18 protein-coding genes are annotated in these 20447 nt (G+C 66.6%); 8 read left to right on the top strand and 10 right to left on the bottom strand.

Translation table 11 applies throughout. The features are described from left to right. Nucleotides 1-319 precede the first annotated feature (319 nt). The 5 genes from FBZ90_RS27220 (at nt 320) to FBZ90_RS27200 (ending at nt 7842) form a co-directional block, all read left to right on the top strand. Complete coding sequence (locus tag FBZ90_RS27220; RefSeq protein ID WP_246130894.1) at nt 320-736, top strand: MerR family transcriptional regulator; 417 nt, start codon at nt 320-322, stop codon at nt 734-736. A 140-nt stretch (nt 737-876) separates the two neighbouring features. Next, entirely contained in the window at nt 877-2013 is a 1137-nt protein-coding gene (locus FBZ90_RS27215; RefSeq protein WP_145736787.1) for a thiolase family protein, read from the top strand. Nucleotides 2014-2039: 26 nt separating this feature from the next. Then, entirely contained in the window at nt 2040-4382 is a 2343-nt protein-coding gene (locus FBZ90_RS27210; RefSeq protein ID WP_145736784.1) for a 3-hydroxyacyl-CoA dehydrogenase/enoyl-CoA hydratase family protein, read from the top strand. Between the two features lie 79 nt (nt 4383-4461). After that, the gene (locus FBZ90_RS27205) at nt 4462-6255 is read left to right on the top strand and encodes an acyl-CoA dehydrogenase C-terminal domain-containing protein (protein WP_145736782.1); all 1794 of its coding nucleotides are present in this window, start codon (nt 4462-4464) and stop codon (nt 6253-6255) included. Between the two features lie 243 nt (nt 6256-6498). Further along, nucleotides 6499-7842, top strand: coding sequence for a DUF1329 domain-containing protein (locus FBZ90_RS27200; protein ID WP_145736780.1), 1344 nt, complete (start codon nt 6499-6501; stop codon nt 7840-7842). 256 nt (nt 7843-8098) lie between these two features. Here FBZ90_RS27200 and FBZ90_RS27195 read toward each other — a convergent pair whose 3' ends face one another. The 5 genes from FBZ90_RS27195 to uvrC form a co-directional block, all read right to left on the bottom strand. Further along, nucleotides 8099-9403 carry an ATP-binding response regulator gene (locus FBZ90_RS27195; RefSeq protein ID WP_145736777.1) on the bottom strand — a complete coding sequence of 435 codons (1305 nt, stop codon included), beginning with the start codon at nt 9401-9403 and terminating at the stop codon, nt 8099-8101. Nucleotides 9404-9641: 238 nt separating this feature from the next. Next, nucleotides 9642-10118 carry a molybdenum cofactor biosynthesis protein MoaE gene (locus tag FBZ90_RS27190; RefSeq protein WP_145736774.1) on the bottom strand — a complete coding sequence of 159 codons (477 nt, stop codon included), beginning with the start codon at nt 10116-10118 and terminating at the stop codon, nt 9642-9644. A gap of 1 nt (nt 10119) precedes the next feature. Further along, nucleotides 10120-10371, bottom strand: a complete 252-nt coding sequence (gene moaD / locus FBZ90_RS27185) for a molybdopterin converting factor subunit 1 (protein WP_145736771.1) — start codon at nt 10369-10371, stop codon at nt 10120-10122. A 3-nt stretch (nt 10372-10374) separates the two neighbouring features. Next, entirely contained in the window at nt 10375-11016 is a 642-nt protein-coding gene (pgsA, locus tag FBZ90_RS27180; RefSeq protein WP_145736768.1) for a CDP-diacylglycerol--glycerol-3-phosphate 3-phosphatidyltransferase, read from the bottom strand. A gap of 115 nt (nt 11017-11131) precedes the next feature. Next, complete coding sequence (uvrC, locus tag FBZ90_RS27175) at nt 11132-13021, bottom strand: excinuclease ABC subunit UvrC (RefSeq protein WP_145736790.1); 1890 nt, start codon at nt 13019-13021, stop codon at nt 11132-11134. 698 nt (nt 13022-13719) lie between these two features. Here uvrC and FBZ90_RS27170 point away from each other — a divergent pair. Next, nucleotides 13720-14262 carry a hypothetical protein gene (locus tag FBZ90_RS27170; protein WP_145736766.1) on the top strand — a complete coding sequence of 181 codons (543 nt, stop codon included), beginning with the start codon at nt 13720-13722 and terminating at the stop codon, nt 14260-14262. Here FBZ90_RS27170 and FBZ90_RS27165 read toward each other — a convergent pair whose 3' ends face one another. From FBZ90_RS27165 to FBZ90_RS27155, 3 genes are all read right to left on the bottom strand, one after another. After that, nucleotides 14263-14694 carry a hypothetical protein gene (locus FBZ90_RS27165; RefSeq protein ID WP_145736764.1) on the bottom strand — a complete coding sequence of 144 codons (432 nt, stop codon included), beginning with the start codon at nt 14692-14694 and terminating at the stop codon, nt 14263-14265. Between the two features lie 181 nt (nt 14695-14875). After that, nucleotides 14876-15388 carry a hypothetical protein gene (locus tag FBZ90_RS27160; protein ID WP_145736762.1) on the bottom strand — a complete coding sequence of 171 codons (513 nt, stop codon included), beginning with the start codon at nt 15386-15388 and terminating at the stop codon, nt 14876-14878. Between the two features lie 104 nt (nt 15389-15492). Beyond that, nucleotides 15493-16131: a hypothetical protein gene (locus FBZ90_RS27155; protein WP_145736759.1), complete on the bottom strand. Its 639-nt coding sequence runs from the start codon at nt 16129-16131 to the stop codon at nt 15493-15495. A gap of 306 nt (nt 16132-16437) precedes the next feature. On the opposite strand from FBZ90_RS27155, the gene FBZ90_RS27150 reads away from it, so the two are divergent. Next, nucleotides 16438-17592, top strand: a complete 1155-nt coding sequence (locus FBZ90_RS27150; protein WP_145736758.1) for a glycerophosphodiester phosphodiesterase family protein — start codon at nt 16438-16440, stop codon at nt 17590-17592. Between the two features lie 21 nt (nt 17593-17613). Here the strand turns inward: FBZ90_RS27150 and FBZ90_RS27145 are convergent, their stop codons facing one another. Both FBZ90_RS27145 and FBZ90_RS27140 read right to left on the bottom strand, forming a co-directional pair. Continuing rightward, the gene (locus FBZ90_RS27145) at nt 17614-18165 is read right to left on the bottom strand and encodes an STM3941 family protein (RefSeq protein WP_145736755.1); all 552 of its coding nucleotides are present in this window, start codon (nt 18163-18165) and stop codon (nt 17614-17616) included. A gap of 134 nt (nt 18166-18299) precedes the next feature. After that, nucleotides 18300-19502: a pyridoxal phosphate-dependent aminotransferase gene (locus FBZ90_RS27140; protein ID WP_145736752.1), complete on the bottom strand. Its 1203-nt coding sequence runs from the start codon at nt 19500-19502 to the stop codon at nt 18300-18302. Nucleotides 19503-19684: 182 nt separating this feature from the next. Between FBZ90_RS27140 and FBZ90_RS27135 the strand changes: the two genes are divergently transcribed. Then, nucleotides 19685-20428, top strand: coding sequence for an NERD domain-containing protein (locus FBZ90_RS27135; protein ID WP_145736749.1), 744 nt, complete (start codon nt 19685-19687; stop codon nt 20426-20428). The last annotated feature ends 19 nt before the right edge of the window (nt 20429-20447 follow it).

Genomic DNA, 20447 nt, shown 5'->3' with positions numbered 1-20447 from the left:
CGTCGCCGTTTACGCCGTCGCTAAGGCCCGAAAGCCCTTCGTGCCAAAGCTCGCTGGCTGACAAAAAATCTTGATCAACCTGACGGTATCTCATGCCGCTGGCGCCCGCCCTTCAGTCAAAGCGCCCCTAGGCCGCGGGCGCGCCCGACCGCCGCCTGCGGGCACGATTTTTCAAGCCAACGGTTATCCCCAACGGATGAAGTTGAAAGTTGATTCAGGCCCATTGACATCCGTCGTCCCTACCCTTACGTTTACGTAAACGTAAGGCGCCGACCCTCCACTGAACGAGGGGGCATCGGCCAGTCCAGGGAGAGGACCCATGCCCGACGGAGCGCCCGTGACGGCGGTGGAAGAGACCTACACCATCAGTCAATTGGCCGAGGCCTTCGAGCTGACGCCCCGCACCATCCGCTATTATGAGGACGAGGGCCTCCTGACCCCGCGACGCGAGGGGCAGCAGCGGGTCTATACCCATCGTGACTGGGCGCGCCTGAAGCTCATCATGCGCGGCAAGCGCCTGGGCTTCACCATCGCCGGCATCAAGGACTTCCTCGACCTCTATGAGGTGGGGGACGCCCAGGTGCCGCAGATGCGCTTCCTGCTGAAAAGCGCGCGCGACCGCATCACCACCCTGGAACAGCAGCTGCGCGACGTGCAGCAGACGCTGGTCGACCTCAAGGATATCGAGAGCCTGGTCGTCGACCATCTGGCCAAGAAGGGGGCCCTGGACGTCTGACAGGCGCCGGGTCCCTTCCCATCCGTTCATCCAGTTCGCCGTGCCGGGGACGCATCCCGGCCCGGTCCTTCCCGCACCCCAATGATCCGGCGCCCGCGAAATGAGGCGCCGCCCCGTTTGCCAAGGCGAGGAGCACACCAATGACTAAAGCCGTTATCGCCGGTTACGCCCGGTCCCCGTTCACGCTGGCCAACAAGGGCGACCTGGTGAAGGTCCGTCCTGACGATCTGGCCGCGACGGTGGTCAAGGCGCTGGTCGAGCGCACCGGCGTGAACACCGCCGATCTGGAAGACCTGATCGTCGGTTGCGCCTTCCCGGAAGGGGAGCAGGGCTTCAACGTCGCCAAGCTGATCGGCATGATCGCCGGCCTGCCCCAGGCCGTTGCCGGCACCACGGTCAACCGCTTCTGCGGTTCCTCCATGCAGGCCATCCACATGGCGGCGGGCGCCATCGCGCTGGGTGCCGGCAAGGCCTTCATCGCCGCCGGTGTCGAGAGCATGACCCGCATCCCCATGGGTGGCTTCAACCCCATGCCCAACGCGGCCCTGCACGCCGCCAACCCCGGCGCCTACATGGCCATGGGCATCACGGCCGAGAACCTGGCCAAGAAGTTCGGCTTCAGCCGCGCCGACCAGGAGGCCTACGCCGTCACCTCGCACCAGAAGGCGGCCGCCGCGCAGGCCGCCGGCCGCCTGGCCGATGAGATCGTCGGCATCGACGTGAGGGGCAAGCTGGTGGACAAGGACGGCTGCATCCGCCCCGAAACCACGGCCGAGACCCTGGCCGGCCTGAAGCTGGCCTTCGACCAGGAGGGCACCGTCACCGCCGGCACCTCCAGCCCGCTGACCGATGGCGCCTCCGCCACGCTGGTGACCAGCGAGGAGTACGCCAAGGCCCATGGCCTGCCCATCCTGGCCCGCATCCGCTCCATCGCCGTGTCCGGCTGCGACGCCACCATCATGGGTTACGGCCCGGTGCCGGCCTCGCGCAAGGCGCTGGAGCGCGCCGGGCTGACGGTGAAGGACATCGACATCGTGGAGAGCAACGAGGCCTTCGCGGTGCAGTCCATGACCGTGGCGCATGAGCTGGGCTTCGACCCCGCCAAGGTGAACCTGGATGGCGGCGCCATCGCCCTGGGCCACCCGCTGGGCGCCACGGGCGCCCGCATCACTGGCAAGGCCGCCAGCCTGCTGAAGCGCGAAGGCAAGCAGTTCGCGCTGGCCACGCAGTGCATCGGCGGCGGCCAGGGCATCGCCACCGTCCTGGAAGCGGTCTGATCGGCCCCCGGTTGAGGAGAGACCCCATGGAAATCAAAAGCGCCGCCGTTATCGGCGCCGGGGTGATGGGCAGCGGCATCGCCGCCCACATCGCCAACGCGGGCATTCCCGTCTTCCTGCTGGACATCGTTCCCCAGGCCGTGAAGGACAGCGGCGGTGACCGCAGCGTCGTCGCCAAGGGGGCGGTCGAGAAGCTGCTGAAGACGGAACCCGCCGCCTTCATGCACCGGGACGCCGCCAAGCTGGTCACCCCCGGCAACACGGAAGACGACCTGGAAAAGCTGAAGGACGTCGACTGGATCATCGAGGCGGTGATCGAGAACAAGGACATCAAGCACGCGCTGTACCGCCGCCTGGACGCGGTGCGCAAGCCGGGCTCGGTCGTCAGCTCCAACACCTCCACCATCCCGCTGGAGATCCTGCTGGAGGGCGCCAGCGACCAGTTCGCCGCCGACTTCCTGATCACCCACTTCTTCAACCCGCCGCGCTACATGCGGCTGTTGGAGATCGTGGCCGGTCCCAAGACCCGCAAGGACGCCGTCGACACCATCCGCCAGGTGTGCGACGTGCGCCTGGGTAAGGGCGTCGTGCACTGCAAGGACACCCCCGGCTTCATCGCCAACCGCATCGGTACCTACTGGTTCCAGGCGGCGGTGAATGCGGCCGAGGATCTGGGCCTGACGGTGGAGGAGACCGACCTGATCACCGGCAAGCCCATGGGCCTGCCCAAGACCGGCACCTTCGGCCTGCTGGACCTGGTCGGCATCGACCTCGGGCCGCACATCGCCAAGAGCCTGCTGTCCACCCTGCCGGCGCAGGATGACTATCGCCGGGTCTACCGCGAGAATCCGCTGCAGGCGAAGATGATCGCCGAGGGCTACACCGGCCGTAAGGGCAAGGGCGGGTTCTACCGCCAGACCAAGATGCCGGACGGCAAGCGGGTGCGCGAGACCATTGACCTGAAGACCGGCGCCTACCGCCCGACCGTTAAGGCCGAGCTGGCGTCGGCCAAGGAGCGCAGCCTGAAGGGCCTGGTGACCCACAGCGACAAGGGCGGCCAGTACGCCTGGAAGGTGCTGAGCCAGGCGCTGGCCTACGCCGCCAGCCTGGTGCCGGAGATCGCCGACACCATCCTGGACGTCGATGCCGCCATGCGCCTGGGTTACAACTGGAAGCAGGGCCCGTTCGAGATGATCGACGCCCTGGGCACGGCCTGGTTCGCGGAGAAGCTGACCGAGGCCGGCCTGCCGGTTCCCGCCCTGGTGACCCTGGCCGCCGGCCGCCCCTTCTACAAGGTGGAGGAGGGCCGCCTGCACTACCTGACCACGCAGGGCGAGTACGCGGTGGTGGAACGCCCCGCGGGCGTGCTGCTGCTGTCGGACGTGAAGCGGGCATCCAAGCCCGTGGCCAAGACGGCCTCCGCCGCCCTGTGGGATATCGGCGACGGCGTGCTGTGCCTGGAATTCACGGGCAAGATGAACGCCCTGGACGACCAGGTGATGGCCCTCTACCGCAAGGCCATCGACATCATCGGCGACGGCAAGTCCGGGGCGTACAAGGCGCTGGTCATCCATAACGAGGGCGACAACTTCTCCGTCGGCGCCAACCTGGGCCTGGCCCTGTTCGCGCTGAACATCGCCCTGTGGCCGCAGATCGAGCAGGCGACGGCCGAAGGCCAACAGACCTACAAGGCGCTGAAGTACGCGCCCTTCCCCGTGGTGGGCGCGCCCTCGGGCATGGCCCTGGGCGGTGGCTGCGAGATCCTGCTGCACTGCGACGCGGTGCAGGCGCACGCCGAAAGCTATATCGGCCTGGTCGAGGTGGGCGTGGGCCTGGTGCCCGGCTGGGGCGGCTGCAAGGAAATGCTGTACCGCCACACCTTCAACAAGAAGCGCCCGGGCGGCCCAATGCCCCCCATCGCCAAGGCCTTCGAGTACATCAGCACGGCCAAGGTGGCGAAGTCGGCGTTCGAGGCGAAGGAGATGCTGATCCTGCGCCCGACCGACGGCATCACCATGAACCGCGACCGCCTGCTGGCCGACGCCAAGGCCAAGGCCCTGGAACTGGCCAAGGACTACACGGCGCCGGAGCCACTGGAAATCCGCCTGCCCGGTCCCGGCGCCCGCACGGCGCTGGATATGGCGGTGGAAGGCTTCCACGGCCAGGGCAAGGCCACCGACCACGATGTGGTGGTGTCCGGCGAACTGGCCTGGGTGCTGACCGGTGGCGACACCGACATCACCACGGTGCTGACCGAGGACGACCTGCTGGACCTGGAGCGCGAGGCCTTCATGCGCCTGGTGCGCACGCCCGGCACCATCGACCGCATCGACCACATGCTGTCCACCGGCAAGCCGCTGCGCAACTGACGCTCTCGTCTTGGGGCCGGGATGGGTGACCGTCCCGGCGTGTCCCGAAGCTACCCCTTGGAATTAAGGGAATTCTCCGATGCCGACCTACAAGGCGCCGCTCGAAGACATCGATTTCGTCCTGAACGACCTGCTGCAGGCCGAAGATCTGGCCAAGCTGCCGGGCTTCGAGGACGCCACCCGCGATCTCGTTTCCAGCATCCTGGAAGAGGCGGCCAAGCTCTGCGAGAACGAGCTGCAGCCCCTGAACCGCTCCGGCCATGAGGAGGGCTGCCACTACGAGAACGGCGTGGTGCGCACCCCCAAGGGCTTTAAGGAAGCCTACCAGGCCTATGTCGAGGGCGGCTGGCAGGGCCTGTCCATGGACCCGAAGTACGGTGGCCAGGGCTTGCCCCACGCCATCACCTTCGTGCTCGAGGAACTGCTGATCTCCGCCAACATGGCCTTCGCCATGTACCCGGGCCTGACGCAGGGGGCGTGGAACGCCATCCACACCCACGCCAATGATGAGCTGAAGGACACCTACCTGCCCAAGATGACCTCGGGCGAGTGGTCGGGCACCATGTGCCTGACGGAGCCGCACTGCGGCACCGACCTGGGGCTGATCAAGACCAAGGCCGTCCCCAACGACGACGGCAGCTACAACATCACCGGCACCAAGATCTTCATCTCCGCCGGTGAGCATGACCTGACCAGCAACATCATCCACCTGGTGCTGGCCAAGCTGCCGGACGCGCCCCCGGGCGTGAAGGGCATCAGCCTGTTCCTGGTGCCGAAGTTCCTGCCGACCGCGGATAACCAGCCCGGCCAACGCAACGGCGTCATGTGCGGCTCCATCGAGCACAAGATGGGCATCATGGCCAACGCCACCTGCGTCATGAATTTCGACGACGCCAAGGGCTGGCTGGTGGGTGAGCCCCACAAGGGCATGCGCGCCATGTTCACCATGATGAACGCCGCCCGCCTGGGCGTGGGCATGCAGGGCCTGGGCATCGCCACCGTCGCCTACCAGAACGCGGTGACCTACACCAAGGAACGCCTGCAGGGCCGGTCGCTGACCGGGGCCAAGGAGCCGGAGAAGGCCGCCGATCCGCTGATCGTCCATCCGGACGTGCGCAAGAATCTGATGACCATCAAGGCCTTCACCGAGGGCGCCCGCGCCCTGGGCTATTGGGTGGGCATCCAGTTGGACCAGGCGGCCCACAACCCGGACCCCAAGGCCCGCGCCGAGGCGGACGAGTTCGTGGCCCTGCTGACCCCGGTGGTGAAGGCCTACTTCACCGACATGGGCTATGAGTGCGCGACCATGGCCCAGCAGATGTACGGCGGCCACGGCTATATCCGCGAATGGGGCATGGAGCAGTTCGTGCGCGATGCCCGCATCGCCATGATCTACGAAGGCGCCAACGGCATCCAGGCGCTGGACCTGGTGGGCCGCAAGCTGGGCCAGGACATGGGCCGCCTGCTGCGCCGCTTCTTCCACCCGCTGGCGGGTGAACTGGAGTCGGCGATGGAGGATACGGATCTGCTGGAATTCGCCGGCCCGCTGGCCAAGGCCTTCGGCAAGCTGCAGCAGTCCACCGCCATCATCGCCCAGAAGGGCATGAAGAACCCCGACGAGGCCGGTGCCGCCTCCACCGACTATCTGCGCATCTTCGGCCTGGTGGCCCTGGGTTGGATGTGGCTGCGCATGGTCAAGGTGGCAAACGCCAAGCTGGCCGAGGGCGGCAATGGCAAGTCCGGCTTCTATGAAGCCAAGATCAAGACCGCCCGCTTCTTCGTGCAGCGCCTGCTGCCCGAGGTGGATTTCCGCTTCAAGGCCCTGATGTCCGGGGCCAAGACCGTCATGGATCTGGAGCCCGAACTGTTCTGAGCCCCACACCCGCTTTTCTCCGGCGATGCCGGTTCGACAGCCATTGCGCGTCGGGCCGGCATCGACCAAACTATTGAAATGAGAGGATCAAACGCCAATCCCGGGACGGTTGTCCCAGAGGTGGGAGGATCCTTGAGTGAGCGTTTGGGAATGGGTGTTTGGGAAACGAGCGTTTGGACCAGGACCCACTCGGCTAACGATACGCGCGTCGGTGAACACCCGGGCGCACAAGGGAGGAAAAGGATGAAGTGGAGCAACACCGCGTTGGTCGGCGGCGCCTTCGCCGTCTGTCTGGGGGGCATGGCCAGCGTCGCGCTGGCGCAGTCGGCGGCTGACCTGGGCAAGACCCTGACGCCCAACGGCGCCGAGAAGGCGGGCAACAAGGACGGCACCATCCCGGAATGGACCGGCGGCATCACCGCTCCGCCCGCCGGATACAAGCCCGGCGGTGTCTATGTCGACCCCTACGCCAGCGACAAGCCCCTGTTCACCATCACCGGCCAGAACATGGCCCAATACGCGGATAAGCTGCCGGAAGGCCTGAAGGCCCTGCTGAAGCAGTACCCCGATTACAAGATGGTCGTTTACCCGACCCACCGCAGCGCCTCCCTGCCCAAGAGCGTCTATGACGAGACGCTGGCCAACGCCACCCGCGCCAAGCTGGTGGACGACGGCAACGGCGTGGATGGGGCCAAGGTGGGCGTGCCCTTCCCGATTCCGAAGTCGGGTGTTGAGGTGGTGTGGAACCACATTCTGCGCTGGAAGGGCAAGCAGCTGGAACGCCAGTACGGCGCGGCCAACCCGCAGTCCGATGGCGCCTACACCATGATCAACATCGACGAAAAGTCGAAGTTCGTCTATTCCGACACCGGCCCGGACGGCCAGACCTCGCTGTACTTCCAGCAGGAAGTGACGGCGCCGGCGCGCCTGGCGGGCGAAATCCTGCTGGTGCATGAGACCATGGACCAGGTGAAGGAACCGCGTAACGCCTGGACCTACAACCCCGGTCAGCGCCGCGTCCGCCGCGCGCCCAACGTCGCCTATGACAACCCGGGCACGGCCTCGGACGGTCTGCGCACCTCCGACCAGCTGGACGTCTTCAACGGCTCCCCGGACCGGTACGAGTGGAAGCTGGTCGGCAAGAAGGAGATGTACGTCCCCTACAACGCCTATCAGCTGCAGAGCGACAAACTGACCTATGACCAGCTGATCAAGCCGAAGCACATCAACCAGGACTATGCCCGGTATGAGTTGCACCGGGTGTGGGTGGTCGAGGGCAAGCTGAAGGCCGGCACCAGCCACATCTATCCCCGCCGCACCTTCTACGTGGACGAGGACAGCTGGGGCATCCTGGTCGCCGACCAGTATGACAGCCGCGACCAGCTGTGGCGCGTGACCGAGGCCCACGGCATCAACTTCTATGACATCCAGAGCTACTGGGCCGGCCTGTTCGCCGTGTACGACCTGCAGTCGGGCCGTTACACCGCCAGCGGCTTCACCAACCAGGAAAAGCCCTACAACTTCAACGTCAGCCTGACGGCGGCCGACTTCTCGCCGGACAGCCTGCGCCGGTCCGGCGTGCGCTAAGGCGCGTGTAGGGTTCAAAGGGTTGGCGGCGGGGGAGAGACGCACCCCCGCCGCCGACAACCGGCCCTGACGGGCCGGAGTGACGCAGAAACCGCATCCGGCCGGGTTCAGGTCCGCCGGATGCGTAAAGCCCGCGGGAGGAAGGACGCACCTCCCGCGGGCTTTTCCTTTTTCACCGGCGGGAATGGTGCCGGTCAAGTTTCCCTAAACGTAAAGCGGTAGTCAGCCGGTCCTGAAGCAGCCGGATGGGAATGGCTCAGGCGCTGGCGCGCTTGGCGTCCGTATCGCTCGCCGGCGCTGGCAGGCGCACGGTGACGACGGTGCCCCGGCCGGGCGTGCTGGTGATATCCAGCGTGCCGCCCAGCATCTCCACGAAGCGCTTGGTCAGCGGCAGGCCCAGCCCCGTGCCACGGGCGCCCGCGTGCTGGGGACCGCGCACCTGACCGAAGGGCTTCAGCGCGATGGGCAATTCGTGCGGGGCCATGCCCACGCCGGTGTCCCGGACCACCAGGATCAGCGCGCCGCCCCGATCGTCGGCCTGCACCTCCACTGTTACCCGCCCGCCCCTTGGCGTGAACTTCAGGGCGTTGGAGCCCAGGTTCAGGATGATCTGGCGCACCTTCTCCGGATCCGTGCGCAAGCGCAGCGGCTGGTCGGGCACCTTCACCGTCAGGTCCACGCCGCTGTCCGCCGCCAGGGTGCGCAGCAGGCGGGCGCTGTCCTGCACGGCGCGGCCGATGTCGATGTCCCGCATCTCCAGGATCGCCTGCCCCGACTCGGCGCGGCTGAGGTCCAGCGTGCCGTCCACCACGGCGGCCATGTGGCTGGCGGCGGCGTGCACATCCTCGGCGTATTCCAGGTAACGGGCGTCGCCCAGCGGGCCATGGAACTCCCGCCGCAGCAGGTCGGCGAAGCCCAGGATGGCGTTCAGGGGCGTGCGCAGTTCGTGCGTGGCATGGGCGAGGAAGTCCGCCTTCTGGCGGATTTCCATGCGCGTCTGCTCCAACGCCGCCAGCAACGTCCGCTCCCGCTCCTGCATGGCCTCCAGCGATTCCAGCAGGCGGCCGGTGCGGTCCCTGAGCTGGATCTCCACCTGACGCTGCTGTTGCACCAGCTGAATATCCAGGAAGCGCAGCCGAGCGGCGCTGGCCACGCGGGTCACGACCTCGGTGGGGTGGCAGTTGTGGGCGATGAAGTCACCGACGCCGCGGCGGCGCGCCTGCTCCCGCTGGGTGGTGTCCAGCAGGCCGACGCGCAGCAACACGGCGGGGCGGGCTCCGGCGGGCAGGGTTGACAGCGTGTCCAAGGCCGCCATCAGCCCCGCGTTCTCGGCCGGCCCGTCGCCGTCCAGGTTCAGGACCAGCACATCGGGCGACAGGTCACGGCAATATCCCGCCAAGTCGCGCGCATACTGCCGACAATGAACGAACCGGAACCCCCCCTGGCGCAGCATGTCAACCAGGGCGATCAGTGATCCCTGGTTGTTATCCACCAATAGGATGGTGGCGTTACGTTGATCCTGCGCCAGCAGGTCGGCCGGGTTGTTGGAAGTGTCGGGCATGGGGGCTCTGGAGCTGATGCCGCTATCCTACAACATTTGGGAGACCCTGTCCCACGCTGTCGGTGTTGTTCCCACTAAAAGTGAAGACTTGACCAAGGTTTTAGTTAATGAGTCAGAGACTAGACGGAAGGTATTAGACTCGGCATGCGACAGGCATAAGGAGGGAAGCGTCTGAGTCGACGCCTGAAAAGCCCCGCGTATTCTCAGGTATCCGCCGACCGTTTGGGTCCTGGATGGATCAAGGCGCCTGCTGCCGCCACCGATCGGCCGCATGCTCATCCTCTTCCTTGGCCTCGACCCAGCGCGCGCCGTCCGGCGTCTCCTCCTGTTTCCAGAAGGGCGCCTTGGTCTTCAGCCAATCCATCAGGAACCAGCAGGCCTCGAAAGCGGCGGCGCGGTGGGCGCTGGCGCAGGCGGCCAGGACGATGCGGTCGCCAGGCAGCAGGCGGCCGTGGCGGTGGATGATCAGCACCGCGTCCAGCGGCCAGCGCGCCCGCACCTCCGCCTCGATGGCGGCCAGCTGCCGCTCCGTCATGCCGGGATAATGCTCCAGGGTCAGGGCGCTGACGGCATCGCCGCCGGCCCCATCCCCCTTGGACATGTCGCGGACCAGGCCCACGAAGCTGGCCACGCCGCCGATGGATGGGTTGCCGTCGCTCAGGGCCGCCAGTTCGGCGCCCACGTCGAAATCCTCCGCCTGGACGCGTATGGCCATGTCAGCCTCCGGTCACGGGGGGGAACAAGGCCACCTCATCCCCTGGCGCCAGGGGATGGTCCATGCCGACATAGTCCTGGTTCACCGCCACCTTGACCACGGCGCGGTTGGCCAGCGCGTCGGCGTAGGCGGGGCCACGCGATTGCAGCCAGGTGATCAGGTCGCCGGTGGTCGCCACCTCCGCGGGCGGCGCCACCTCTTCCTCGGCGGTGCCGATCTTGGCGCGCAGCCAGGCGAAATAGAGGATGCGCATGGCTCAGGCTCCCGTGCGGGCGGCGCTGATGACCGGGGGCGCCTTGGGGGAGGCCGCTGGGGTGGGCTCCGCCGACGGGGCCTCTCCGGTGGGGGCCAGCATATGCCGCAGGCCGGCGCGCAGGTAATCCCACCCGGTGATCAGGGTCAGCACCGCGGCGGCCCACAGGCCGACCTCCCCAATGGGGCGCACGAACAGCCAGGTGGGGCCGTGATCGCCCACGATCAGCCAGCCGATGGCCATCAGCTGGATGGCGGTCTTCCACTTGGCCAGGCGCGACACGGGCACACCCACGCGCAGACCGGCCAGGAACTCGCGCAGGCCCGATACCGCCACCTCGCGCAGCAGGATGATCACGGCGGGCAGAACGGCGTGGCCCACGATCTTATGGTCGGCCACCAGCAGGAACAGCACCGCCGCCACCAGCAGCTTGTCGGCGATGGGGTCCAGGAACCGGCCGATGATGGATTCCTCGTGCCAGGCCCGGGCCAGGTAACCATCGAAATAGTCGGTGATGGCGGCCAGCGCGAACAGCCCGGCGGCCGTCCAGGCCGTCCAGGTCGCCGGAAACCAGAGCAGGGCCAGGATGACGGGGATCAGGACGATCCGCGACAGGGTCAACAGGTTGGGCAGGCTGGTCAGCATGAAGCGGTCCTGGGGGCGATCTCAGGCGGCACGATGGAATTGCCGGCAGGGCGGTGGCGCCTGACGGGAACCCACGGGCGGCAGTCCGTCGGGTGACAATCCGGTGGGCGGGAGTTTAGCCGTCCGGATGGAAGTGGTCATAGATGATTTTGGCCACGGCGTCCGATATCCCGTCCACCGCGCGCAAGTCGGCCAGTCCTGCCCGTGAAACGGCTTGGGCGGAGCCGAAATGCAGCAGCAGGGCCTTCTTGCGCTTGGGGCCTATGCCGGCCACCTCGTCCAGCGGGCTGGCGCTGATGGCCTTTTCCCGGCGCTGGCGATGGCTGCCGATGGCCCAGCGGTGGGCCTCGTCGCGCAGGCGCTGCAGGAAATAGAGCACGGGGTCGCGCGGATCCATGCCGAAGGGGGGGCGCCCCGGCATGAAGAAGCGTTCGCGCCCCGCGTCGCGGTCGGGGCCCTTGGCGATGCCCACCAGGGGGATGTCGGACAGGCCCAGCTCGGCCAGAACCTCCACCGCCACGCCCAGCTGCCCCTCGCCGCCGTCGATCAGCAGCAGGTCGGGCCAGGTATCGCCGGTGCGCTCCGGATCCTCCTTCAGGGCCCTGTCGAACCGGCGGGTCAGCACCTCGCGCATCATGGCGAAGTCGTCACCGGCCGCCTTGGGGTCGCGGATGTTGAACTTGCGATAGGCGTTCTTGATGAAGCCATCGGGGCCGGCCACCACCATGCCGCCGATGGGGTGGGCGCCCTGGATATGGCTGTTGTCATAGATCTCGATGCGGGCGGGCGCCGCCTCCAGCCCGAAGACCTCCGCCACCCCGGCCAGCAGCTTGGCCTGGCTGCCCGTTTCCGACAGGCGGCGGCCATGGGCCTCGCGCGCGTTGGTCAGGGCATGGTCCATCAGGCGCTTCTTGTCGCCGCGCTTGGGCACGGCCAGCTCCACCTTGCGGCCCGCCCGCAGGGTCAGGGCCTCGGCCAGCAGCTCCTGCTCCTCCGCGTCCTCGCTGATCAGCACCAGGCCGGGGGCGGCGCGGTTGTCGTAGAACTGGGCGATGAAGGCGGACAGCACCTCCGCCGTGCCCTGGTTCTTGTCGTGGCTGGGGAAATAGGCGCGGTTGCCGTTGTTGCGCCCGCCCCGGAAGAAGAACACCTGGATGCAGGTGGTGCCGCCGTCCTGATAGGCGGCGATGATGTCCGCGTCCTCCATGCCCTCGACATTGATGTCCTGGTGGGCCTGGATGGCGGTAAGGGCGCGGATGCGGTCGCGCATCTTGGCGGCCGTCTCGAAGTCCAGCGCCTCCGACGCTTCCATCATGGCGCTTGCCATGCGGGTCTGGATGTCGCGGCTCTTGCCCGCCAGGAAGGCGGCGGCCTCGTCCACCTGCTCGCCATACTGGGCGCGGCTGACCCGGCCGACGCAGGGGGCGGTGCAGCGCTTGATCTGGAACTGTAGGCAGGGGCGGGTGCGGGTGGAAAAGACGCTGTCGGTGCAGTTGCGCAGCAGGAAGGCGCGCTGCAGGGCGGTGATGGTGCGGTTGACCGCCCCGGCGGAGGCGAATGGCCCGAAATAGTCGCCGGCCCGGTCGCGTGTGCCCCGGTGCTTGATCAGGGCCGGGTAGTCATGGTCCCGGGTGATCATGATGTGGGGGAAGGTCTTGTCGTCGCGCAGCAGCACGTTGTACCGCGGCATCAGACGCTTGATCAGGTTGGATTCCAGAAGCAGCGCCTCGACCTCGGTATGGGTCGTGACGAACTCCATGGTCACCGTCTCGGCCACCATGCGCTGCAGCCGCACCGGCAGTTTGGCCGGCATGGTGTAGTTGGCCACCCGGCGCTTCAGGTTGCGCGCCTTGCCCACATACAGGACGTCACCGCCCTCGTTCATCATGCGGTAGACGCCCGGCGTCACCGGCAGGGTGCGCAGGTAGGCCTTGATGGTTTCCACCCCCCGGTTCAGGTCAGGCACGGTGCGGCGGCGCACTTTTGGTGTCGCGTCGCTTGGCATGTCGGCCGGCGGCGTTTCCGCGGCGGACACCTCGGCGGGGATGTCGGTGCTGGTTTCAGTCATGGCCATGGGGCGGACACTCTGCCCATTGCCGGTGCCGGGTCAATGGTCAGAGTGTCCGCCCTGGCATCCCGCTCGTGGGCTGCTTCGGTTGTGGTGCGGCGGGGCCCGGAAACGTGCGGTGGATCGTACCCCTTCCGGGGTAACGGTCCCCGAATCAGCCCCCATTCGGAGGGGTGGGGAAAACCCGGCGGTCTTCCACGGAACCTGTGGATAAGTTTGCGGAAAAGCCTTTGATAGCGTGTGCCGACGCAGGCGCCGCAAGGCTTTCAGGATTTTGCCTATTAAATAGGCATAAAACGCTAAGTTATTGATTTTGTTTGAAACAGGTTCTGTCAATATCTAACAAATAGTTCATTTAAGGTAAAAAAAGGATTGACAGGGTTGGTCGGCGAACACGCGCGGGGCTTGTGTAAAACTTAGTTGCGGCCCCAATTTCCAGGGATTTCCTGGCGCTGGCTTGACCAGTGGGAAAGAATCACCAACCCCCGCCAAGCTCATACGCAAGTATGCATGCCACCCCTGGTCGATATTCCGCCATACTCACGACCTAAACTGGGTTTTGACGGTGATTGGTGATGGCAGGTATTCACGTCGCCGGCGGGCCATCCAACAGGAATAAGAAACGGAGCAGACTGATGCGCGTCCTCAAGACCATGATGCTGACGGCCACCTTGCTGGCGGTGGGCGACATGGCGGGTGGCTTCTGCAACCAGGCGGTGGCGGCGGTGCCCGCCGGCACGGCCATCACCATGAACGCTGCGGATCGTGACGCGGCGGAGACGCTGGTCGATTTCGTGCAGAAGACGCGCATCCAGGCCGGGCTGCCCGCGCTCAGCCGCCAGCCGCTGCTGGATGACGCCGCCGCCGCCCGCGCCATGTCGCTGGCCAGCGGCACGACCGCGCCGGATCTGCGCCAGGGCCTGCTCCAGGCGCATTACATTCCCATGCAGGATATCGCGCTGGAGGCGCGGGCGTCGGGCGACCCCGGCCAGCCGCTGGACATCTGGCAGGGCACGGACGCCACGGTTGGCGCCTTCGTCACCCCCGGCATGACCGATGTGGGCGTCGCCCGCGTGGCCAACCCCACGCCCACCGGGCCCAACGACGCCTTCATCTGGGTCGTCATCCTGGCCCAACCCCTGCGCGCGGCGCCGGAGAATTCGCCGCCGCCGCGCTGATCATGCCGCCGATGGCGATGTTCGCGCCTCTTTGGCCTTCTGGTAAATCCAGTTGGCCAGCACCGCGGGGCTGGCGGTGAGGTTGGCGGCGTCAAGCGTGACCGGGACCGCTTTGGGCGACGGCGGGCTGAGGCGTGGAAGGAAGACCATGGTCGACTTGAGGGAGCTATAGAATTCCTCCGGGTCGTCCAGCTGCAGGACGATCGAGGTTTCTTCCTTGGTCAGCCCCACGCCGGTGATATCCACCCAGCGGATAAGGGAGCCCCGCGGCAGCGCCACGCCTCCGTCGGTGAGGGTGAAGACGATCCCCCATCTGAAAAATTCACGGATCGCCGCTTTCGTGGCGCCCAGGAGGGAGAAAGCGAAGAAAACATAATAAATCCGCAAAAGGACATCGCCATGTCCCACGGCGGCCAAGGCGATGGCGGCCATCGCGAACACCGCGCAGACCAGCGCCACGGTGGCCAGGCGTGGGCGCGACCGGCGGAAATGGGCGGGCAGTCGCGGGATTGGCGGCGGCCGTCCCTGGTACCCGAAGATTTCCGGTCCCCGGCCGCACCCTTCGGCAGGCGCTTTGGCGTCAAGGGCGGCATCCTCTATGGCCATGGTGACCTCACCGTGCGGGGGATGGTGGGGCGGCAAGGTGGATGCGCTGTCCCCAGTCATGCGCCGTGTCCCCCGCGCCGGCGGGCAGGGGGTCGGGCACACCCTGGGCGGCGGCGGCGTTCCGGGCGATCCAGGTCGCCAGATCCTCCGGCGTGGCACCCACCCCATGCGCATCCAGGGAGAGTAAGGCGCCGTCCATGGCCTTGGCGTCCCGACGCGCCAGCAGCGCGGCCAGGCGGGACAGCGACTGGTAGTATCGTTCCGATTCCCGGACGTGCACACCGACGTAAGTACGCCTGCCCCTTGTGGACAGGCCGACGCTGCAGATATCCCCCCAGGGCAGCGTCTGGCCGGACGGCAGCAGAATGCCCCATGTCGTGAGGCTGAACGCGGGCGCGTTGTAGGAAAAGCGCTGCCACCACTGCACGGTACGGCCCGCGAAAATGATGCTGGTGGTTGCCGCATAGGCCACCATGACCGTGTTCGTCGTCTTCAGCCCCCAGATAAGAAAGCCCACCATGAGAAGGGTTAGGCCTCCCCAGGTCAGGGTGCCGGTCCGCACGGCCGCTCGCGTCGGGCGGAACACGGCGGGAAGGGCGGGGGTGTCTTGCCTGGCCATCGGCGTCAGGTCGCCCGCGCCTGGTCGGCCAGGCGGGCGATCCAGGTGGCCAGCACCGCGGGCTTGGTGCCGGTCATGCTGGCAGACAGGGTGACGGGCGCGCCATTGGTCATGGGGGTGCTGGCGCGGAACAGGAAGGCCATTCCCGGGGACACCTTGCTGTAGAATGTCTCTGGATCGCGCAGCTGCAGGCCGATGTGGGTCTGGCCCGGCAACTGCACCAGGCCTACCCCCGTGATCTCCCGCCAGGGCAGCAGGATGTCGCGGGGCAGCAGGATGCCCCCTTCCGTAAGGGTGAACAGGGTCCTGGGCTTGAACAGCATATAAATCGACGGCAGGGCGATAAAGGCGGCGACGGCGGTCAGGAAGCCCGGGGCAACCAGGTCCGCCCCGGTATCGGCGAGGCTCAGCAGCCAGCCGCCAAGTCCTGTGCCCAAGGTGCCGCATACCGCCATGATGCCGAACCGGGTGCGGGATACCCGGAACGCGGCTGGCAGGGGTGGTATGGCTGGCGCCTGGTTGCCGGCGCCGAAAACTTCGGGGCCCGCACCTTCCTCCATCGAGGGCAAGGGGTTTGCAAAGGACGGGCGCGCCGCATCCGCGCCAGCGATAGCGTCCGCCCCGATGGTTTCCTGGCTGCCCATGCTCCAAATCCCTGTTCAGCACCCCGGGAAGGGGGCGTTCACAGCGAGAATAGGTCTGCGAAACGAAACCTGAAGGGGCTCAGCCGCAGCCAAAAGTAATAGAAAACGGGACACCACCCGGGGGCCGTTGGTTGTCGCGAAAGAGATGGATGGAGGGGCTTGGCGCAAGGGGGGCCCTCGCGCCCATTCGACGCGCGCCAATCCATCAGCGCCGTCGAGCAACGTTCATATTTTTGAACCGAATTTGAAATGGTCTCTGTCCATAAGTCCCAGCGGTGGCGTAATCGCTGACCGAAGAGAGACGACATGACCATTTTAAGCCGCCGCGCCTGCGTCCTGGGCTCTCTGGGGCTGGGCCTGGGCGCTGCCCTGCCCGTTCCGGTGTCAGCCCTAACACGCGCGCAGGGGACGCCCATGCCGGGGACGCCTGCGCTGGGCAAAATCGACGTGCTTGCCCACCGTGGCGCCTGCGCCTTGCGGCCTGAACACACGCTGGCCTCCTACGCCAAGGCCATCGCCGATGGTGCCGATTTCATCGAGCCCGACTTGCAGCCCAGCAAGGACGGCGTGCTCATGGCCCTGCATGAAAATGAACTGAGCCGGACGACGGACGTGGCGGCCCATCCGGAGTTCGCATCACGCCGCCGGACGGTGACCGTGGGCGGCCACACGCTCGATGGCTGGTTCATCGTCGATTTCACCTACGCGGAACTGAAGACCCTGCGGCTGAAGGAACGCATTCCCGACATCCGCCGGGACAACACCCGCTATGACGGGGAGTTCCAGATGGTGAGCCTGGACGAACTCATCGATTTCGTGGCCGCCGAGGCCGCCACGCGGGGCCGGCCCATCGGCCTGGTACCTGAATTGAAGACGCCGTATCTGTTCACCTCGCTGGGCCTGGCGGTGGAAAAAACCTTCCTGGAAACCCTGTCGCGGCACAGCTATGTCGCCCAGGCGCCGATGATCGTGCAATGCTTCGAAGCGCCGACGCTGCGCCGCTTGCGGGATCGGATGGGGCGGCGTGACGGGCTGCGCTTCATGCAGTTGGTCGGCGGGGAACGGGAACAGCCGTTCGATGTGGTCCTGGGCGGCGGCACGCAGACCTATGGCGACATGCTGACCGATGCCGGCCTGCGGGACATGGCGACCTACGCCGACATCCTGTCCCCCGATATCCGTGCCCTGATTCCCCTGGGTGACGATGGCCGCCTGGGGCGACCCAATCCGCTGATCGGCCGGGCGAAGGCCGCCGGGCTTCAGGTTTTCGCGTGGGAATTCGCGCCGGAGAACCGGTTCATGGCGGCGGACTTCCGTGATGGCCGCGGCGACAACGCCCGGAACATCGACGGATCAGTGGCCGAAATCCACCACTATCTGGCGGCAGGGCTGGACGGCTTTTTCACCGACGATCCAGGTGTCGGCCGCCGGGCCGTGGATACCTTCCGGCGGCCTACCTGAGAGGAGGGGCAGACCGCCCTCCTATTTGTTAGGGTCAGTCCCAGCAACCAAGGTCGTGGCGCTCCGCTGCGAGAAAGTGCGAGCGTTGACGACTTGGTCGTTGATCCAGGCTGCCAGCATCGTTGATGGAACCCCAACCAAGGTGGCCGGTAGCAGGAGGCGCGGGGGCGCTTTCGTCTGGTCGGGCCGCCTGAAAGCGATCATGGTTGATCGCACGGCCTCATAGCTGCGGTGGTCCTTCAGATGAATGACGATGCAGCCGCTCGCCAAGCGATGGCCGGTTCTGACATCGGCAATATCCGCCCATTTCACGATGCCGCCACCGGACAGGATGATGCCCTCGTCCGTGAGGGTGAAGCGCGGCGTGTTGTGGAATCCTATGACCAAAAACACCAGGGTGAACGACCCGAAAACCACGACGGTCAGCATACCGAAGGCGAAAAACGGTGCCGACATGAGAACAACGGACGCGCCCAGAAGGGTCATAGCCGCGCACATCAAGGCGTAGAGGGCAAGCCTGCCGCGACGGACGCGAAACACCATGGGGAAGGGCGGGCGCGGGGCCACGGACATGGGGGCTCGAGCGTATTGAGGAACCTCTGCCAACTTTACCTTGCTGTTTGATCTCTCGGAAGGGGCGCTCCAACGAAAACGGCCGCCCTGTCGCCAGGACGGCCGTCGCCGTGAAAACTGTGTGCGTCTCGGCCTTAACGCAGGGCGGCCGTCGCGCGCTGGATGCGGCGGCAGGCTTCCTCCAGCGCCTCGGTCGAGGTCGCGTAGCTGATGCGGAAGTGCGGCGCCAGGCCGAAGGCGCTGCCCTGGACCACGGCCACCCCTTCCGATTCCAGCAGGTAGGTGACGAAGTCCTCATCCGTGTTCAGCACGGTGCCATTGGGCGTGGTCTTGCCCAGGGTGCCGGCGCAGGACGGATAGACGTAGAAGGCGCCTTCGGGCCGGGGGCAGTGGATGCCGGCCGCCTGGTTCAGCATGGACACCACCAGGTCGCGGCGCTGGCGGAACACCTCGGCGCGTTCCTTGATGAAGTCCTGCGGGCCCACCAGGGCCTCCACCGCCGCCGCCTGGCTGATGGAGGAGGGGTTGCTGGTGGACTGGCTCTGCACGTTGGCCATGGCCTTGATCAGCTGGACGGGCCCGGCGCCGTAGCCGATGCGCCAGCCGGTCATGGCATAGGCCTTGGACACGCCGTTGACCGTCAGGGTGCGGTCGTACAGGGCCGGTTCCACCTGGGCCGGGGTCACGAAGGTGAAGCCGTCATAGACCAGGTGTTCGTACATGTCGTCGGTGAACACCCAGACGTGCGGGTGGCGCACCAGCACGTCGGTGAGGGCCTTCATTTCCTCGTAGGTGTAGGCGGCGCCCGACGGGTTGGAGGGGCTGTTCAGCATGACCCACTTGGTGCGCGGGGTGATGGCGCGCTCCAACTGCTCGGCCTGCATCTTGAAGCCGCTCTCGGCGCCGCATTCCACGAACACCGGGGTGCCCTCGGCCATCAGCACGATGTCGGGGTAGCTGACCCAATAGGGGGCGGGGATGATGACCTCATCGCCGGGCGACAGGGTCGCCATCATGGCGTTGAAGATCACCTGCTTGCCGCCGGTGCCGACGCTCACCTGCTCCGGCTTGTATTCCAGGCCGTTCTCGCGCTTGAACTTCAGGCAGACGGCGCGCTTCAGTTCCGGAGTGCCGTCGACGTCGGTGTACTTGGTCTGGCCCTGCTGGATGGCGCGGATGGCCGCCTGCTTGATATTGTCGGGCGTATCGAAGTCCGGCTCGCCGGCGCCCAGGCCGATGATATCGCGGCCGGCGGCCTTCAAGGCGCGGGCCTTGGCGGTGACGGCGATGGTCTGGGACGGCTTAATCCGGGCGAGGCGCTCGGCAACGATCGACATGACGGCTACCCTTGTTGGGAAAGGAAAATCCGAGGGCGGACCTTACGCCCGGCAAAATAGGGGCGCAAACGCAGCCCGCGCATGCCGCGCCTGCCGCGTTTGGGGCCCCGCGACATTAAGATACGCGGAGGGACGCGCGCCCCGGATGACAGGTCGTGCCGGGATGGGGTAAATCAACCAGAATGGCGCAAGACATCACCGATCAGGCACCCCAGCTGCTGGGCATCAGCCAGATGGTCACCATCGGCACGGTGGCGCTCGTCATCATCGTGCTGATGCTGGTGGTGATGTGGGCCCTGCGGCCCAAGACCCGCACCCTGTCCCGCCGGCGCTACAACGCCGAGGCTTACCGGCGCAAGCTGGCGCTGGACGACGCGGGATATTCCGTGGTGCATGGCATCTATATCCGCGACAAGCAGGGTAAGCCGCTGCGCGTCGATCACCTGATCCGCCTGCCGGCCAGCGTAGCGATGGTGATGAGCGCGCCGGCCGACATGGGCGGCCGCATCAGCGCCCAGACCAAGGCCGGCCAGTGGCGCTACCTGGCGGCCACCGGCAAGATCGGCTTGTTCGTCAATCCGGTGGTGCAGGTCCAGCCGCTGATCCATGCCATGAAGGCCCGGTTTCCCATGGTTCGCCTGCGCGTGCTGGTGGTGTTCCCGGACGGGACGGAATTCACCAGTGGCATGCCGCGCACCGCCTGCCTTTCCAGTGACTTCCTGGCCACCCTGAAGTCCATGGCGCGGGAGGATGGAACGGAGAGCGAGGCGGTGGCGACCGCCTGGGAGCCCTTGTCCAAGGCGCTGGCGCGCGGTGGCGGCACTGCCGCCGGCCCCGACCGGGACGCGGCGGCGGGCGCGAAAGGGCGATCACCGGAGAAAGCCGCCAAGCGGCCTGGAAAAGTGGCGCGGCGCAGCCTACCTTGAGGCCATGCCGCACGATGCC

Origin of the sequence: Nitrospirillum pindoramense (genome assembly GCF_007827955.1) — a bacterium.
In the GTDB taxonomy this organism is placed as follows: Bacteria; Pseudomonadota; Alphaproteobacteria; order Azospirillales; family Azospirillaceae; genus Nitrospirillum; species Nitrospirillum amazonense_B.
Note: the sequence above shows the minus strand (reverse complement) of the source record. Positions and strands in the feature narration are given on the sequence as shown.

Excerpts from the sequence above, each read along its gene's own strand:
- FBZ90_RS27220 (WP_246130894.1), top strand. The coding sequence starts at position 320 with ATGCCCGACGGAGCGCCCGTGACGGCGGTGGAAGAGACCTACACCATC.
- FBZ90_RS27215 (WP_145736787.1), top strand. The coding sequence starts at position 877 with ATGACTAAAGCCGTTATCGCCGGTTACGCCCGGTCCCCGTTCACGCTG.
- FBZ90_RS27210 (WP_145736784.1), top strand. The coding sequence starts at position 2,040 with ATGGAAATCAAAAGCGCCGCCGTTATCGGCGCCGGGGTGATGGGCAGC.
- FBZ90_RS27205 (WP_145736782.1), top strand. The coding sequence starts at position 4,462 with ATGCCGACCTACAAGGCGCCGCTCGAAGACATCGATTTCGTCCTGAAC.
- FBZ90_RS27200 (WP_145736780.1), top strand. The coding sequence starts at position 6,499 with ATGAAGTGGAGCAACACCGCGTTGGTCGGCGGCGCCTTCGCCGTCTGT.
- FBZ90_RS27195 (WP_145736777.1), bottom strand. The coding sequence starts at position 9,403 with ATGCCCGACACTTCCAACAACCCGGCCGACCTGCTGGCGCAGGATCAA.
- FBZ90_RS27190 (WP_145736774.1), bottom strand. The coding sequence starts at position 10,118 with ATGGCCATACGCGTCCAGGCGGAGGATTTCGACGTGGGCGCCGAACTG.
- moaD (WP_145736771.1), bottom strand. The coding sequence starts at position 10,371 with ATGCGCATCCTCTATTTCGCCTGGCTGCGCGCCAAGATCGGCACCGCC.
- pgsA (WP_145736768.1), bottom strand. The coding sequence starts at position 11,016 with ATGCTGACCAGCCTGCCCAACCTGTTGACCCTGTCGCGGATCGTCCTG.
- uvrC (WP_145736790.1), bottom strand. The coding sequence starts at position 13,021 with ATGCCAAGCGACGCGACACCAAAAGTGCGCCGCCGCACCGTGCCTGAC.
- FBZ90_RS27170 (WP_145736766.1), top strand. The coding sequence starts at position 13,720 with ATGCGCGTCCTCAAGACCATGATGCTGACGGCCACCTTGCTGGCGGTG.
- FBZ90_RS27165 (WP_145736764.1), bottom strand. The coding sequence starts at position 14,694 with ATGGCCGCCATCGCCTTGGCCGCCGTGGGACATGGCGATGTCCTTTTG.
- FBZ90_RS27160 (WP_145736762.1), bottom strand. The coding sequence starts at position 15,388 with ATGGTGGGCTTTCTTATCTGGGGGCTGAAGACGACGAACACGGTCATG.
- FBZ90_RS27155 (WP_145736759.1), bottom strand. The coding sequence starts at position 16,131 with ATGGGCAGCCAGGAAACCATCGGGGCGGACGCTATCGCTGGCGCGGAT.
- FBZ90_RS27150 (WP_145736758.1), top strand. The coding sequence starts at position 16,438 with ATGACCATTTTAAGCCGCCGCGCCTGCGTCCTGGGCTCTCTGGGGCTG.
- FBZ90_RS27145 (WP_145736755.1), bottom strand. The coding sequence starts at position 18,165 with ATGTCCGTGGCCCCGCGCCCGCCCTTCCCCATGGTGTTTCGCGTCCGT.
- FBZ90_RS27140 (WP_145736752.1), bottom strand. The coding sequence starts at position 19,502 with ATGTCGATCGTTGCCGAGCGCCTCGCCCGGATTAAGCCGTCCCAGACC.
- FBZ90_RS27135 (WP_145736749.1), top strand. The coding sequence starts at position 19,685 with ATGGCGCAAGACATCACCGATCAGGCACCCCAGCTGCTGGGCATCAGC.